We start from the raw sequence: 16,754 nt of genomic DNA, 5'->3' as shown, positions 1-16,754 counted from the left end.
CGTAAAAATCACTGAAGGCTATCCTATGGGAAGAGAAGTAGATCTCTTGGTTAACTATCCAAAGACTAAGAGGGATCCAAAACAACGCGGGGAAGAGAAAACTCCTGAAGATAGAGCTATTGCGCGAAAATTTGGAAAAGAATTTTTTGATGGTGAACGGCGCCATGGATATGGTGGTTTTTCATATATGCCGCGTTTCTGGCAACCCGTAGTACCAACCTTACAGAAACATTTTGACCTCAAAGCTGGTACAAAATTACTAGATGTCGGATCTGCAAAAGGCTTCATGCTTCACGACCTTAATGAACTGATACCGGGAATGGTATTACGTGGTGTCGATATCTCTGAATATGCGATCGAAAACACAATCGAAAGCATGCGTGAAAATGTTTCAGTAGCCAATGCAATGGATTTACCTTTTGACGACAGCAGTTTTGATGTCGTGATATCGATCAATACAATTCATAACCTTGAACGAGATGATTGCGGTAAAGCACTTCAAGAGATAGAAAGAGTGTCGAAAGGGAAGTCCTTCATCACTGTGGATGCATATCGGTCGAGCGAAGAAGCTGAACGTATGAGGGACTGGAACCTAACAGCTAAGACAATTATGCATGTCGATGAATGGAAATCTTTTTTTGACGAAGTTGGCTACACTGGCGACTACTACTGGTTCATCCCATGAACAAACTGCTTGCTCAAAAGTTAAGTCATTCTATGCGTCGAATACGCACTGTAGAAGAGACGATCGCAGAACGTTACTCAGAGCAACAGATGCGTTGCCCAACGCATTTATCAACTGGACAGGAAGCCGTTTCCGCTGCAGTAGGTGAGATACTTCGTAAAACAGACCTAGCTGTAAGCGGCCACCGAGCCCACGCGCATTATCTAGCGAAAGGTGGCAATTTGAACGCAATGATCGCTGAGATATATGGGCGGGTTACCGGCTGCGCACGAGGCAAAGGTGGCTCAATGCATCTCATTGATGAAAGCGTTGGGTTCATGGGATCTACAGCAATTGTCGGAGGGACAGTCCCTGTGGGTGTCGGTCTTGGATATGGCCTTAAGCTAAAAGGCGAACAAAATATTGCAGTTATTTTTCTTGGCGATGCGGTGGTTGAAACCGGCGTTTTTTATGAATCCATAAATTTCGCTCTGCTTAAAAACCTGCCAGTTCTGTTTGTTTGCGAAAACAATCAGTTTTCAGTTTATACCCCTTTAGAGCAGAGGCAATCCACAACTCTTGACATATATGAGCGTGTCGCTGGACTGGGTGTAATGACTGAATATGGAAACGGTAATGATGTAGTGGAGGTCTACAACAAAACCAAAAACATGACCGAGAAAATACGCTCTGGTGGCGGGCCAGCATTTTTACAATTTGATACTTTTCGTTGGCGAGAACATTGTGGCCCTAATTACGATGATGACTTGAATTATCGTGAAACCTCTTTCATTGAAAAATGGCGCTCCGATGAACCCATTGCTCGATTTGAAAAATACGCGATCGATACAGGTCTTCTTAAAGAAACGGAAATACAAACTAATCAAATAGAGATTGAAGCCGAAGTGAACGCCGCTTTCGAATTTGCAGTCAACTCACCCTTCCCACATGCGGACGAAGCGTCCAAGCACGTGTTTGCTGAACAGCATATTAAGGGATAGAGCATGAGTGAAAAAACAACATTCGCCCAAGAAGTACGCGACGCACTTCACCATGCACTTTCGTCTGATCCCAGTGTACTGGTATTTGGCCTAGGTGTTCCAGACCCCAAGGGGGTATTTGGTACCACAACAGATTTACAGACAATACACGGCGAAGACCGCGTATTTGATATGCCTACATCAGAGAATGCGATGACAGGAATTGCAATTGGCGCTGCACTAGGGGGCTTTAAGCCAATTTTAACGCATCAGCGCTTGGACTTCGCATTACTTTCCATGGATCAGTTGGTAAATAACGCTGCAAAGTGGCATTTTATGTTCGGCGGCAAGAGGAATGTACCTGTTACAATTCGGATGATCTTGGGACGGGGCTGGGGACAAGGCCCAACTCATTCACAAAATCTCCAATCATGGTTTGCCCATATTCCTGGACTAAAGGTAGTAATGCCAGCACTGGCCTCCGACGTAAAGAGTTTGTTACTAGCGAGTATCTTTGACCCAAACCCTGTTATCTTCCTTGAGCATCGCTGGTTACATAATATGCAAACAGATGTTTCAACTGTTATGGCGCCCGCTAAGCTTGGTGAAGCAAAACTTCTCAGCCGCGGAGATGCGGTTACAATTGTTTCAATGTCCTACATGACAATTGAGGCGTTACATGCTGTCTCGTGCCTAAAAGAACAAGGCGTAGAGATCGACCTCATTGACCTTCGGACTGTTAGCCCGATTGACTGGACAAAGATTGAGAAGTCAGTTGAAAAAACTGGTCGATTACTTGTTCTGGATACTGGCTTTAAACAAGTGAGTATCGCAGGTGAAATCATTACCCATATCATCGAGACCTCATGGCAGCACCTAAAAAGCCAACCGGTAAGACTAACTGCCCCTAACTATTCAGAATCAACGAGTCCCGCACTCACCCAAAACTATCACGTGCGAGCTGATGACATTGTTACCAAAGTTGGTGAAATAATTGACAAAGAACTCAATTGTCAGCAACTGATTGATCAACGTTCTTCCTTACATGATGTTCCTGGAGATTGGTTTACAGGCCCCTTTTAAGAGAGACGTTCATGCCATCTCAGTCAATTGCAAATCGCAGGATCATAACTTTGCTGAAATTCGCCATCGGAATTACAGCAATCGCACTCCTGGCTCATTTCAACCTTATCGACTTGGCACTCTTTGAAAAAGCCTCCAAACACCCCAGCTTAGTAGCTTTATCATTTGTATTGTTGATTAGTACTGTTTTTATTGGCGCATACCGCTGGAAACTTCTCCTGCGCTCACTTCGCGTTCGACTGAGTTTCATACAGGCGTTTAACTACACATTTATCGGTCAGTTCTTTAACGTGTTTCTACCTGGAGCATATGGAGGAGATTTTATACGTGGTGGGCTAGCGTATCGCCAAGACAAAACCAAGCTTACCCAAATAGCTGTAAGTAGCCTTGTTGATCGATTGACTGGTTTGTTAGGGTTAATCCTGATTTCACTGGTCGTTGTGCTTTTCTTACCAACTCAGTTTCAACAAGGCGTAGCAGTTGTGGCGGGTACTGGAATTGTTATATTTTCACTTTCATTTTTTATTCTTATAAGATTTCAGAATCTATTCCGCCAGATCATTAACTGTTTCCCAAATGCAATCTCTGGCATCCTGATGCGCATATTTAATGCAGTAGTGGTGAATTTAGAGCATTTTGTTGACCATAAAAGATCTCTGATTTTCGCGGTATTTTTATCCATTATTCAATATGTAATAATCCTGCAAGCATTGTTCCTAATAGGTCAAGCGATGGATATCGATAGTCTAACCTGGACTGGTTTCGCCGTATCTGGTGTCGCAGGTCTATTTGCAAATGCTATCCCCGTTTCCCCCGGAGGACTAGGATTAGGTGAGGCAGCATTCGGACAAATCGCCCGTTTTTTTGAAACTCATACTAATGAAATCGCTTATAGCTCAGTCTTTCTTTTCCTGAGATCGCTTACGCTATGTGTAGCCGTCATTGGTTTGGTTCCCTTTATTATTATGCGGGATGAAGTAAAAGTATTAACAGAAAAAAATGAAATGGAAGCTGCGGAGCAGAAAAATTAATGTACTTTCATTTATTCCTACTCTTGGCAATTACTATTGTTCTTGGTGTTATCCTACACATAATTGTTTCGAGGTTTGTGACCACGAAAACTCTACACCTAAACGTATTTATAATTTTTAATTTGCTCTTGTTTGCTTGTATTTTTATCGCAATTGCATTTAAAGGAACGAACTTCAGTTTAGACAACATTGGTATCGCAATAATTTTTACTAATAGTTTCTGTTTGTTGTACTGTTTTATATTAGTAGGTGTAGTGAGCGACTCTCCTACCCTTGCGATTGTAAAAGCCATCCTCATCAGAGAAGAAAAAGGTCTTGATAAAACGGGTATACAGCAATTAATCGATTCACATCCATTTGTAGGATCCAGGATTGATGCATTAGTGGAAACGGGAGACGTTATCAGACAAGACGATACATTCATTCTATCCAAGAGAATTCATGTACTCCTCAAACTTCTGAATTTATATCGTTCTATTATCAAGATAGAAAGAGAGACTGGTTAGCATGTTGCAGTTTCTCCTAACTTGGGCGTTGACCATGGTACTCATAACGAGTGTCGATGTGTTGGTGGCTCGTATCACGCAGAACCGTGTCACTGGTTTCAAAGCGAGCCTTTGTTTGACCCCTCTAATTTCCGCCGGCTTAACTCTTTGGCTATCTGAAGACGCTGACCTCTATTATTTCCTCATTACACTCGGAATAGCGTTGATGTGGTGGTTTATTTACTTAAACATCGCACAGTCTCTCGAATCCTCTTTACGCATTAAAATTCTTTTCGAAATTTTCGAGCGTGGCGGCCGTATGAAAGTTAATGAATTAAAGGAAATATATAATGACACGCGCTTGATAAATATCAGAATTGATAGATTGAAAAAGCATAAAGCCATCCATAGTTTTGATGGAAAATTATTTTTATCCTCTACAAAATTAAAAATTGCTGCCAGCTTTTTTCTGTTTCTAAAACAAGCGATACTACGACAAAGCTCGCAGTTCGATAACTAATACTTTTTACCACGCATCGCCAACTTACAAGACGCGAACAAGCTACCTTCCTTGTAGGAGGTTGGTACATCTTCCAGCTTTTTCACTTGCCTCCAGCCTAGTTTTTGTGAAAACATGTTTACACCTACGCTGGAAAAATACCTAAAGAGATCATTGGCATTCTCAGATGTCCCAACCTCTAGAACCACATCTAAGTTTTCCCAGAAATTTCTCGGGATCGACTTAATAATTGCAACTTCATGGCCTTCAGCATCAATTTTCGCAAAATCAACGTTTTCAAAGACATCCGCAGCGGCGACCACTTTTACAGTGTATCTCGTTAATTCCCCATACGGATTACTTTTAGCCCCAGCAAGATGACTACCAGTGGTGTTTCCTTCCACACGCACAAACTCACTTTCGCCATTTTCGTTGGAAACTGCTGCTTTGACAACCTTTACTGACGACTGAACACCATTGAGTTGAATTCTCTCCTTCAACAAATCACAATGTAAGTTATCAGGCTCATATGCAGTAACAAAAAAACCTGCACGAGCTAATAATATTGAATGCAAACCGAGATTTGCTCCTATATCGACAACATTTTTATATCGATTTCTATTAGCTAAATAGAAACTAAACAAGACCAACTCATCTAGGCCGAATAGATCTAACGAATTAATCGCACCCATTTGATGGAGAGGCATAAACAAATCCCCAAACGGCCCAAAGGACTCCGGTTTAGCTACTTCACTAGAAAAATTTGAACCTGAAAGTTCCTGTAAACATACTGCTTCCATAAACTTATAAAAATCTGTGCTGCGTGCGTGTTGATCTGGAAGAGACTTGAGCACCTCAAACAGGCCGTTATCAATTATATTCATCAGACATATTTCCTAGTTTGGATAGCTCAAATTATTTTTCTGTGGGCAAGAAAGGTTCGACAATCATATTTTCGTTGATAACTTCTGTAGAGAGTGCTGGCAATTGATTTTCCAGCGCAGCACCAAATTTCAAAACAGGAAACAACCTTTGGTCCGGATTTATTTCTACGTTAACGAAAATGGGACCATCGCTCAGATATACTTTTTCCAACTCTGCCGATAAATCAGAGGACCCGTCTATTGTAACAGCGTCCAAACCCATCGCCTTAGCAACGGCAAAAAAGTCTGTAAACGCTAGACCGGAAGGCTCATGAACTCCGACATAATTTGATTCGAGCCAAGTTTCCAAGGTTTGTTTTTGTATGCCATGGCCATGATTATTAAAAAGGAAAACTTTTATATTAAAATTGTGCTTAACAACAGTTGCCAACTCAGCCAAGCAAATCATCAATCCACCATCACCTATGATGCAGGACACTGACTTCTCTGGTGCCGCCGCCGCCGCGCCGATGGCTGCAGGCAAGGCATAGCCCATAGGCGTGTTATTCCAAGCAGAATACAGCCTCTGGCCAGATTTAAACTTGAAACCATTACACGTCCATGTGAGGTTGCCTCCGGTATCCACAAAAATATTTTCGTTTTCGGGAACCACATTCGACAGTGCGTCGACAAAAGCGTATGCGTTGACATAACTTTCAGACGGCTCTGGATCATAATTCTCCGAGCTAAAATTCGAAACCCACTGACTAATTTTTGACTTCCAAGAATTTTCAGGTGCCGTGCCCATCGGTTGTACTAACCTAACCAATTCTGGTACAGCTCTATCCAGGCGACAATTAATTCGATGGGCGATCTCTATTCCCTTACCATCGAATTTGTTCATCTCACCAATACTTGCGTCTATCATTGCAATAGTTGCTTGACGAGCAAATGAGGCAAGAATTCCACCTGTTAAATTTTGCGAAAGGCGAGTCCCTAGACAAAGAATGAAATCCGCATTCTGAATAATATAGTTACCTACTCGTCTTCCATACACTCCAAAACTACCATAATTTAACGAATGGTCATGAGGGAGCAAATCCACACCTGCCCAACTCGTCACAACTGGTATATCTAGCAATTCTACCAGTTCTGCTACTTCCAAGCCTATATCCGGTGTTTTGAGCCCACCACCCAACACGAGAACAGGTCTTTTTGCCTCAGCCAATGCACCCAACATAGCTTCCAATTTGCCGTTGATCTGCACAGGCTCCTCAGTTACGGGCTCAAAACCAATCAAATCATTTGGGTTGATCTCCGCACGCTGAAAATCGTCCGGAATGTCAATCAGAACGGAACCAGGGCGCCCTTCAAACGCCATATGGTATGCTTTTTCAAGGCAATACCGGATATGTTCAGGGCGTTCCAACTGTATTGCATACTTGGTAACTGTCCCAAATATCGAAACAACATCCGTTTCCTGAAATCCAAGCTGACGAATATCACGATCCCCCTTCAGGCGGTGGGACGCAACTTGACCGGTTAGCATTAAGGTTGGTACAGAATCATAGTATGAACAACAAGTTCCTGTCAGAAGGTTAGTTGCTCCGGGGCCACTTGTCGTGATCGCAACCCCCAATTTTCCCGTGGTTCTTGCATATCCATCTGCAGAAATCGCCGCACTTTGTTCATGTTGAGAGCAAATGAAATCAATTCCATCTTCCTTAGAGACAGAGTCTAGAAGATGTACAGCAGCTCCTCCTGACATACCGAAAACATGAGACACACCACGCTCAACTAGAAATCGGATTACATAACTTGAGAGTTTCATTAATTTTCTTTCTCATTACCTTCAGAAAGACTTTTGTGCTGATTCCCATGTCTTCGCAAACGAAACATATCCTGGTCCAATCTAAGTGAGTTCAGTAGGTCAAGCCCACCATTTCTCCAGTCATCATGTACGACAGAAAAATTTCTTCCCGCAGTTTCAGTTCTCAAAACACCAATCAATGATCTCAAAAATGTCAATGATTGGTGTACCTTGCTGCTCGGTTTGCATAAATTCTTTCGTCACACCAAAATTTTCTCCCGCATTCTCACCAGCTTCTATCGTTTGCTGATGAATTTTGCTTGCGACCCACCCAGTTCCAATAGCAACACAATGAAAATCCGGATTTTCATCACTAAATAACTCACAAAATTTCACCAGCATAACCTTGCCAAGTGAATATGCGGAATAGTTTGCAAATGCTCTATTGATAGCGCCACCAACGAGAAAAGCAGCCCTCCCGATTTCCCCCTGTTTCTTATAAGGGCAAATCTGGTGAAACAGTTCTAATTGTTGAAGGGAGTTCACAGAAACAGAATGCACCCAATCACCAATTGATATTTCAGAAAACTTACCAATAGGACTCAACAACCCAACAGCCGAAATAAAGATGTCCCACTCTAACTGATGCTTCTCTAGATAGCCTCCTACTGCGGCGATGTCCGCAGCACTGTTCAAATCACATTCAATTAGGTGAATATAGTCTTTTCCAACGAGGGGTTTTACATGCTCTAAGTTGCGAAAAGTGCCGACAACTTGATATCCTTTATCACTATAAATTTCAGCCAATTGGCGCCCAATATCACTTGAAATTGCAGCGATAAAAACAGTCTTCGCGCGAAACACTAAATCCCCCAGAACCCGCAGTGACTACTAAGCTTTCCGTTAGAAGTCGACAACATCAATATTCAAATTGCGTTTTATAATCACCTGCACTTGTGTTACACAGTTTGCGATTATAAAACAAGGTGGTTCAGCTTAGTTCCACAATGAAACAGAAGATAAATCTTCTTCGGTGAAATAAGGATATACAATGCGAATACTTGTAACTGGCGCTTGCGGATATAAAGGCTCAGTAATTGTCCCTAAACTGCTGGAAAATGGCCACCAAGTATTAGCGCTCGATATTCAATGGTTTGGACAATTTTTACCTGAAAATGAAAACCTTAAAATCATTCAAGGAGATGTCAGAGAATTTGATGCTAATCTGCTAAACGAAATTGACGCTGTTATTCACCTTGCTTCTGTTGCCAATGATCCTTGCGGCGATTTAGACCCTAAATTGACTTGGGAAATCAGCGCATTAGCCACAATGCAACTCGCCGACCTATGTGCTCGAAAAGGTATTAAGAGATTTATTTACGCATCTTCCGGTAGTGTCTATGGAGTAAAGGAAGAGGAGCAGGTAACTGAAGATCTAACGCTATTACCAATTTCCGAATACAATAAAACTAAAATGGTCGCAGAAAGAGTATTGTTGAGTTATGCCGACCAAATGACCGTCCAAATTGTTAGACCTGCTACTGTTTGTGGTATATCTCCAAGAATGCGGCTGGACGTATCGGTCAACATGTTGACAATGCAGGCGTTGAAAAACGGGAAAATCACTGTCTTTGGAGGTGAGCAAGTCCGCCCGAATATCCACATCGATGACATTGCGCGCCTTTATATGTTTCTTTTGGACAATCCCCAAGTAACCGGTGTGTATAATGCTGGCTTTGAAAACCTCAAAATCATAGAGATTGCTAATCGTATAGCCAGTAAAATCCCTTGTGAAATTGAAATTACTCCATCCAATGATCCACGCTCTTATCGGATAAACTCGGACAAAATTTTATCTGCGGGTTTTTCACCGATGAAATCTGTTGATGACGCGATCACAGAAATCATTGCTTCTTACCAACGACGTGATCTAATGGACGAAGATCGATGGTATAACCTACGCTGGATGGAGCGTAACATGCAAAAGGCGGGTGAGCTCGAGGGATCAAGCTAATGTCTGATCAGTCATTCGCTGAATACGCACAAAGGTTATTTGAGACTTCCACCAAAACAGATTTGGCAAATATCGATAGATTATACGATCGTCTGCTTAAGGTTTGGAGAGATGGAGACCAGCTTTTCTTATGTGGAAATGGCGGTAGCGCGGGAAATGCCTCTCATCTTGCCAATGATTTTATCTATGGGATAGATAGAAAAACTGGCAAAGGCTTAAAAGCGCATGCATTAACTGGAAACGTATCGATCGTTACTTGTCTTGCAAATGACGAAGGCTATGATCAAATATTTGCAAAACAACTTGGCGTGTACGCAAACCCCAGTGATGTGTTACTCGTATTATCCGGTAGCGGAAACTCTCCCAACGTAATCAAAGCGCTTGAATATGCTAACAATATTGGTATGGATAGCTTCGCCATATTAGGATTTGGCGGAGGTGCTGCTTTGGAACTTGCCAAACACCCCATCCATTTTAAAGTTAATGACATGCAAATATCTGAAGACCTGCAATTGATGGTGATGCATCACATTATGCAAAAGTTGTGTCACGACACACCCTCCTCCAAATCTAAAAACAAAATTACTCAACACGGATCAGCTTAAAATATGATTACCTTTATCGTCCCTGCTTTCAATGAGGGTGAAGCAATTTTGGACACCATCAAGACAATTGAGGAAGTTACGAAAAATCACAAAGTCACGGATTTCGAAATTATCCCAATTGATGATGGTAGTTCGGATAATTCAAAGGAAATAATTCAAGAGCTTGAAGCAAAACACGATTATATACGGCCCGTCTATCATGAAACAAACATGGGCCTAGGTAGATCCATTATCGATGGCATTCAAAAAGCCTCAAAAGAAAGATTCCTCATTGTTCCGGGCGACAACGATGTTAGCCCAACATCCTTGGGGATTATTTTAAAATACAGACATTCCGCTGAAATGATCATGACTTTGCCAATTAACAAAGAGGCTCGTTCAAAAATGCGTCAGTTAATTTCAGCAATTTATCAAATAATATTTGTGATCGTTTTTGGGACATCGGTGGGTTATCTCAATGGACCAGGAATATGGCCAACAAAGAAAACACAATCACTCAATCTGCGCTCAAATCGTTTTTCCATAATCTCTGAAATGAACATCAAACTTTTGACCTCAGGCACTAAATTTGCAGAAGTTCCCATATATCTTCAAGCGGGGGAACCTACGAGGTCCACCGTGAACTTGCAGAATATGTTGGAAGTCATAAAAATTTTCATGATGCTAGTTGTTGACTTGAAACTAAAGCGAAACCGCCCTGAGAGCGCACCACTCAATCGGATAAAAATAGATTTCGCGAACCCAAGCACATAATTCGGCTAAATGGTAATTGCAATTCGAAAATACATAAAATCCTACGAAAGCTCCACATTATATATGGGCTTAATACAGCCCATATTTCATGGCTTTGATGCTGCAATTCGGCCATATGATGCCTATCGCATCCAGCTAATGCATAATTTGCTACTATTAGCTGCTTTACTCTCTTTTGCGGTCTCTCTGCTAACACCTGATTACAACAACTACACAACCGAACACTCTCAACTATATTCCCTTGCAAACACACAATTTCAACGTCTATTAAACGTTTCCTACATTTTCGCCTTGTTTGCCGCATTTTTCTATATCGGATATTTTGAAAAACGGCCCAAATTATTAAGCATCTCTTCAACTTCTGGAAGCAAACGACTAATTTTAGAAACCATCTCCGCTTTAATAATATTCTATTTCACTGCGGAAGTATTCTTTAAGGTTTTAAAATCTATTTTTGACGATTTTGTTTTTATATTTGCAATTTTTACTCTAGTTACTGCTTTTATTTTTACGAGATCTAAGTCACAAAAAACCATTACAACGATTTTTTGCATCTTTACTATTTGGGCGATATGGTACCTTTACATTAATCCCCTAAATTTCACTTTAATTTTACCAAACTCCACGCTTTGGTCGCTCGATCACCATTGGTCCGGTATTATCGGTCACGGATACATCACCCCTCTAGATCTAAGCCATAAACAAATCTCACCGCCCGAATATGGTTCATTGTTAAATATTGCATTCGGTTGGTTAATGTCTTTATTCAAATATTCCAATATTGGTGAGGCAGTAAAAATAATTCAATTCATCCATATTGCATTTAGCCTTTTGCTATTCGTTATATTTTTTCAACGCCTTGGCCAAAACAATATCAATAAAATCTTATTTTTATATTTACTCACGCTTTTTATATTTGCCCCATTTATCGGCGGATTTGCGTCTTCAATCGTAACCCCCAATCAATCTCCGATTAGATTCATTTTTCTGCCAGTGATCATTATTTTAGCTCCGCTTATTATTCAGAAGAATATTTATTATTCTTGGGGAATTGCAGCCCTGATAAACGCTTTTGCCATGCTTTATAATTTGGAAACTGGCTTGGTCTGTACTTTGGGGCTTGGCTTCGCATTATTCATTCAGCATACGAAATCTAGTCTAGTCAAATCCATGGCAGGGGGATTACTGTCTATAACGTTACTAATTTGTACTCTTTATTTACTCACCTTAAATATTGATACTCTTAAACCATTCGGTTATCCGAATATTAAAGAAACTCCACCAAACGACTCTAGCCTAATTGCACTCTTTGCAAATGGATATGGCGGTCGGCCTATATTCTTACATTTCTCATACTTTGCAATAATGCTGCATGTTTTATATTTATTCTGTGGATATTTGCAGAATATTAAAACTTCGAACAAGCTTGAACCTCTGGAATTTCAATCTGTCGTCATAATTGGACTGGTCGTGGGATTCACACCTTATGTGGCGAACCGGTTCGACCCGTTAAATATGTGGATTCCATTTTTACTCTACATACTGCTAATCGCTGGAAACTTCAGAAATAAGCACCCCAAACAGTTTCTCGGTATTTTGGCCTTGGTTCTATTTTTAGTACTTCCAAACCAGATAGATGATGCCATGGATCATCTGGCAAATCTGAATACAAGATGGTCCGTCCACAAACCCGATTGCTCATTAGAGGTCAGGTTACCCGAAAACTTCTGTCAACATATCGACTTAAAGGCAAATGAGCTAAGAGTCGTGAGTGAGAAAAAACAGGCTTTATGGTTAAGCGCTTTACCTCTAAGTATGATCACTTTAGGGCATGTTTCACCCTCGCTCTCACACTTGGATTCATTTGCCTACAGCAGAACTCCCTCTGCATTCGCCTCGATTGTCAAAGAAATTAAAAGCAAATCACCCAGTGTAATTCTCGTTGACCAAATTGAGGGATTACACAACCCAAAATTACCTGCTCCACTTATTCGCTGGCAGGAGAGAATACTGTTAGAAGCAGATTATCAAATCATGAAATCATCACCTTATTGGCGATATGCATACAAAAAGTCAGCAAATAATTAGTTGGAAAAATCAAGAGACTCCAAGATCGACAATCCTGCTCCGAAAACTTCAGCAATCCCCATCCCACCGTCAACAACCAAAACTTGCCCAGTAATAAACGAAGCCTCTTGTGAACTTAAAAAAGATACGGCTTCACCTATATCCGATGCTGTCGCCACTCTATTGAGAGGCACAACATGACTTATCACCTGCTGATTTGATTTAAAATCGGTAAGCTTTACCCCTTCACTGCGATCTACTAACCCAGGTGCAACCGCATTAACCCGAATGTTGCTCTGTCCAAGCTTTACCGCAAGGTAACGTGTGAGTTGTTCCAGACCGGCTTTGGAAACGTGATAAGGCCAACTCGCTTGATTTTGCGCAATTTTAGTGGCAGTCACTGAAGAGACATTTACAATAGCTGGACATTTTGACCTTTGTAGGTACGGAAGCGCTATTTCGCTCAGGTTGGTTACCGCTTCGATAGTCAATTTACTCTGATCTGCCCAATCGGAATCCGAAAGTTTGCCAATGTAATCCTTATTTCTTGCAAGTGCAGCATTATTAACCAAAATATCAACTGCTCCAAACCTATCAATTACTTGCTGTAGTGCATATTCACAACCAGGTTTATCGGATATGTCAGCCTCTATAACAGTAATGGCCCCATCATCACCAGAGATATCACAGGAAAGTTTAAGCGCTTTATCTCTTTGCCGATCTATAATCGCAACTTTGGCACCATTTTTATGGAGTACTTCAACAATACCGGCACCAATACCTTGCGCCCCTCCCGTGACAACTGCAATATGCCCTTGATGCCGCATGTTAGATCTTTCTAATTTGTTTTGTCCTTGGCCGAATTTCCACCCAATTAATGTTAGCTCGCTTATGGGAAGCAAGAGTGTCAGAAATCACCTTTGCAACGTCATCGGGTTGGATCTGCCATTCCTGTTTTTCTACATCCGCAAAATTAGTAGCTACAGTGCCAGGGGCGATCAATGTAACACCTACACTATACGGCTCCAAATCTAGGAACAAAGCCTCTGTAAAGCCTTGCATAGCAGACTTGGTGGCGCAATATGCCGTTCCCCCGGCAAACGCGTAGCGACCAGCTCTACTACCCAGATTAACGATCTGAGCGTTTTCCGAATTAATTAAATAAGGTATTGCAGCTTTACAGCAATAAAATACGCCCGATACATTTGTTCGTATCATATTTTGCCATTCTGCAATGGTGATATCTTCTATTGAAGCAATCTTGCCCACACCTGCGTTATTGATAAGTACATCAATGCCCCCTAGGAACTCTGCTGCCGAATTTATCATAAGCTGAGCTTGCTCCGGGTCACCAATGTCGCATTGCATACCACTAACTAGTCCAGAGCTACCAACACACTCCTCAAGTTTTGTGAGAGCCCTTTTCAAGTTTCCTAAATTGCGGGCACACAGGAAAATTTTATGTCCATCTCTCAATAACCGTTTGGCCGTTGCATATCCTATTCCAGCTGACCCACCCGTAATAACAATATTATATGCTGTGCTATTCGAACTACGCATTCTTGTGTTTACGCTGCCAAAACCGGTTTTCTAAACAACCTATGGATATGAGGATATCGCATCAACATTTTACCCAACCCATCAAAGCTGCCTCCAAATTCTTCAGAATAAGCAGATAGCAATTTTATTTGCTTCGTATCATAAACCAAATGGTACTTTTGTACCGATTGTGTTTTAAGTTCTCTGGGTAAAATCTTAAATGAATGTTGCTCTGCCCTTGTCATATCAAATGAATATGATTCATTTTCACTCGTTTCCATACTTAAAAGTTTGCGTTTTCTCATCAAGCTGAACTGCTTCAATTCAACCAGATAATCCTTTGTAATCGGATCCAGCTTTCCCAACTTTGCCAACCAGTTTTCCATCAGAGAAAACAATGCGTCATTGATTTGCTGAAATAAGACAAAAAAGGCTGTAGCCTTACCGGTTGACATTTCATTGGTACCGCGCTCGTCCTTAAGCATATTTTCAATATCTTTACCAACAACCTCAGCTAATTCCTCAGCGCTGTCCCAAAGCCGATCAGAGGTACCTGTACGGAAATCATCATACATTTTTGTAATATCTGGAGATAAATTCCTACGCTGTTCAAAGAAAAGCATGATGAAGTCAAACCAAGACAAATTCATCGCCTTACAAAGTCCTTGGATTTCCGCAAAAACTTTACCATTATGCAATATTTCAACAGTTAAATCCATTTCCCGGCAAACTATGTAATCTTCAAACGGCAATGTTGAATTGGAAATTAGAATCTCTTCTGACTCAACCGACACGAACTCTTCACCAGCAACTCGATACCTCCCAAAAGACCTTGGCATGATACGATGCTTTGTTTTCATATTATATTTCAATCGATTGTCGGGTGTATTCAAAACGGTCTGTGGCAGCATAATCAGCTGATACATACGGATGTTGTCAAAATCCATTTCTACTGTGTCACGCAAAGACTGTTTATGTGCAGCAATTGAGTCACCCGGTAAGCCCAAGATTAACTCTGAATAGGTACCTGTATCGTTAGTATTCGCTATTTGACCTGCTTCAGACAGCTTATCCACAGAGATATTAGATCGTGCAACATTCGCTAGCACATCAGGGTCTGTTGACTGCAACGAAGCCGCCATGCTTACAGCCCCATTTAACTTCTTTACAATATCGACTACGCGTTCTTTCTGATTTTTTCCGGTCGAAACATGTACATATTTCGGGTAGTCATATTTTTCCTGACATTCTGCAATTATTCTCGCCTTTTCGTAGTCTTGCTTGAACATCCCAAAATTAGCGTCAGAAATGAACAGGTCACGTGGCCCCTTAACCCGCTGGGAAATGTAATGCATTTCCTTCTCCAACTGACTTTCTCTCTGGCTCACAATATTGTAATATTTGCTTCCTTCAGTACAAAATGCGCAAGAGAATGGGCACCCCCTTGTCGTATGTATCATTGGACCAAGGTTTTCATCAAAAAATTTATCCATCAAACCCATCAAATACGGAGATGGAATATCCTCCAATTTTAACCTCGGTAACGCGTCTCCTTTAATAATCTCTTCGCCCACGCTATAGTGTACGTTCCCTATCTTCATTCGAGTGGATTTCAAGCGCCCAACGTCAAACTCTACCTCACGCAGGCGTTCGAGCAAGGTTAAAAAGGCCTCTTCCCCTTCTTGAACTACATGAAAATCAATATTCGGATTACACTGCCAAAATTGCTCAATTTCCTGCTCAGTGAGGCCATAATTCGGACCACCAAAGACAACAATTGTACCTGGCCAAAGTTTTTTGATGATCTTTGCATATTGTCTGGAAATATCATAGTTCCATGAATAGTTCGCGAAACCAACAACTTGTGGAACATTTTGCTCAAGCGCGTTGCTCAAGTCTTCAGGGTATTTAAATAAATCAACTTCATATAACTCTGGTTTCTTCTCTAGTAAATAAGCCCCGACGAGACCTATGGAAAGAGGGAATACATTTGACGACAAAATTAAGCCATTATGCGTCAAATCTGCTAAGTAGATGCTCTTCTTATCCATCTTATCCAACTAGTTATGTCTTATACAAAGTCACTCTATTATTAGTTCTGATTGTTATACCGTGCTCCTTATGAATTGACAACAACGGCATACTGCTGGCAAATCTGTTAGCGTGTAACCCACGTAATTTAATGAGTACATGGGTTATTAGTTCATTTTAAGATTTAGCGTCCCTTTGCTTGGTGGCGTCTGGGGCGCTTCGCTGTGGCTGGGAACCTTGGGAAGGCTTGAGGGTTTTCCTTGAGGTATCAATTTCACCGACTGAGCAGTCAACAAAAAAGGCCATCCTAGGCGGATGAGCTTTTTTTCA

Annotated in this window: 15 protein-coding genes; 9 read left to right on the top strand and 6 right to left on the bottom strand. The window is 41.3% G+C overall.

From position 1 onward, the window contains the following. Positions 1 to 25: 25 nt before the first annotated feature. The 5 genes from JCM23214_RS17950 (at position 26) to JCM23214_RS17925 (ending at position 4,763) form a co-directional block, all read left to right on the top strand. The gene (locus JCM23214_RS17950; RefSeq protein ID WP_025900147.1) at positions 26 to 685 is read left to right on the top strand and encodes a class I SAM-dependent methyltransferase; all 660 of its coding nucleotides are present in this window, start codon (positions 26 to 28) and stop codon (positions 683 to 685) included. Next, positions 682 to 1,665, top strand: coding sequence for a thiamine pyrophosphate-dependent dehydrogenase E1 component subunit alpha (locus JCM23214_RS17945; RefSeq protein WP_025900146.1), 984 nt, complete (start codon positions 682 to 684; stop codon positions 1,663 to 1,665). Before JCM23214_RS17950 ends, JCM23214_RS17945 begins: the two co-directional genes overlap by 4 nt. Before the next feature lie 3 nt (positions 1,666 to 1,668). Next, complete coding sequence (locus tag JCM23214_RS17940; protein ID WP_025900145.1) at positions 1,669 to 2,727, top strand: alpha-ketoacid dehydrogenase subunit beta; 1,059 nt, start codon at positions 1,669 to 1,671, stop codon at positions 2,725 to 2,727. Between the two features lie 11 nt (positions 2,728 to 2,738). Then, positions 2,739 to 3,758 (top strand): lysylphosphatidylglycerol synthase transmembrane domain-containing protein, encoded by a 1,020-nt coding sequence (locus tag JCM23214_RS17935; RefSeq protein WP_025900144.1) that lies wholly within the window; start codon positions 2,739 to 2,741, stop codon positions 3,756 to 3,758. 507 nt (positions 3,759 to 4,265) lie between these two features. Then, positions 4,266 to 4,763 (top strand): hypothetical protein, encoded by a 498-nt coding sequence (locus JCM23214_RS17925; RefSeq protein WP_025900142.1) that lies wholly within the window; start codon positions 4,266 to 4,268, stop codon positions 4,761 to 4,763. Here JCM23214_RS17925 and JCM23214_RS17920 read toward each other — a convergent pair. The 3 genes from JCM23214_RS17920 to JCM23214_RS21745 form a co-directional block, all read right to left on the bottom strand. Next, positions 4,760 to 5,626: an FkbM family methyltransferase gene (locus tag JCM23214_RS17920; RefSeq protein ID WP_025900141.1), complete on the bottom strand. Its 867-nt coding sequence runs from the start codon at positions 5,624 to 5,626 to the stop codon at positions 4,760 to 4,762. The two genes, JCM23214_RS17925 and JCM23214_RS17920, sit on opposite strands and share 4 nt — an antisense overlap. Before the next feature lie 31 nt (positions 5,627 to 5,657). Next, positions 5,658 to 7,436, bottom strand: a complete 1,779-nt coding sequence (locus tag JCM23214_RS17915; protein WP_025900140.1) for a thiamine pyrophosphate-binding protein — start codon at positions 7,434 to 7,436, stop codon at positions 5,658 to 5,660. A gap of 156 nt (positions 7,437 to 7,592) precedes the next feature. Beyond that, complete coding sequence (locus JCM23214_RS21745; protein ID WP_051548250.1) at positions 7,593 to 8,279, bottom strand: SDR family NAD(P)-dependent oxidoreductase; 687 nt, start codon at positions 8,277 to 8,279, stop codon at positions 7,593 to 7,595. Positions 8,280 to 8,466: 187 nt separating this feature from the next. Here JCM23214_RS21745 and JCM23214_RS17905 point away from each other — a divergent pair, with 187 nt between their 5' ends. The 4 genes from JCM23214_RS17905 to JCM23214_RS17890 are packed head-to-tail and all read left to right on the top strand — an operon-like array spanning position 8,467 to position 12,875. After that, a complete protein-coding gene (locus JCM23214_RS17905) occupies positions 8,467 to 9,429 on the top strand; it encodes an NAD-dependent epimerase/dehydratase family protein (RefSeq protein WP_025900139.1) in 963 nt (320 codons plus the stop codon). Further along, positions 9,429 to 10,034 carry an SIS domain-containing protein gene (locus tag JCM23214_RS21740; protein WP_025900138.1) on the top strand — a complete coding sequence of 202 codons (606 nt, stop codon included), beginning with the start codon at positions 9,429 to 9,431 and terminating at the stop codon, positions 10,032 to 10,034. Before JCM23214_RS17905 ends, JCM23214_RS21740 begins: the two co-directional genes overlap by 1 nt. Positions 10,035 to 10,037: 3 nt before the next feature. Next, positions 10,038 to 10,787, top strand: a complete 750-nt coding sequence (locus JCM23214_RS17895; protein WP_025900137.1) for a glycosyltransferase family 2 protein — start codon at positions 10,038 to 10,040, stop codon at positions 10,785 to 10,787. A 9-nt stretch (positions 10,788 to 10,796) separates the two neighbouring features. Beyond that, positions 10,797 to 12,875, top strand: a complete 2,079-nt coding sequence (locus JCM23214_RS17890) for a hypothetical protein (protein ID WP_148301935.1) — start codon at positions 10,797 to 10,799, stop codon at positions 12,873 to 12,875. Here JCM23214_RS17890 and JCM23214_RS17885 read toward each other — a convergent pair. From JCM23214_RS17885 to JCM23214_RS17875, 3 genes are read right to left on the bottom strand one after another with little or no spacing between them, the layout of a single operon-like run. Further along, positions 12,872 to 13,681, bottom strand: a complete 810-nt coding sequence (locus tag JCM23214_RS17885; RefSeq protein ID WP_051548249.1) for an SDR family NAD(P)-dependent oxidoreductase — start codon at positions 13,679 to 13,681, stop codon at positions 12,872 to 12,874. The two genes, JCM23214_RS17890 and JCM23214_RS17885, sit on opposite strands and share 4 nt — an antisense overlap. A gap of 1 nt (position 13,682) precedes the next feature. After that, on the bottom strand, positions 13,683 to 14,414 hold the full coding sequence (locus JCM23214_RS17880) for an SDR family NAD(P)-dependent oxidoreductase (RefSeq protein ID WP_025900134.1): 732 nt from the start codon (positions 14,412 to 14,414) through the stop codon (positions 13,683 to 13,685). An 8-nt stretch (positions 14,415 to 14,422) separates the two neighbouring features. Next, positions 14,423 to 16,444 (bottom strand): B12-binding domain-containing radical SAM protein, encoded by a 2,022-nt coding sequence (locus JCM23214_RS17875; RefSeq protein ID WP_025900133.1) that lies wholly within the window; start codon positions 16,442 to 16,444, stop codon positions 14,423 to 14,425. Positions 16,445 to 16,754 lie beyond the last annotated feature (310 nt).

Origin of the sequence: Sneathiella glossodoripedis JCM 23214 (assembly GCF_000616095.1) — a bacterium.
Taxonomy (GTDB): domain Bacteria; phylum Pseudomonadota; class Alphaproteobacteria; order Sneathiellales; family Sneathiellaceae; genus Sneathiella; species Sneathiella glossodoripedis.
The sequence above is the reverse complement of the archived record's forward strand: the minus strand, read 5'-3'. Positions and strand labels throughout refer to the sequence as shown.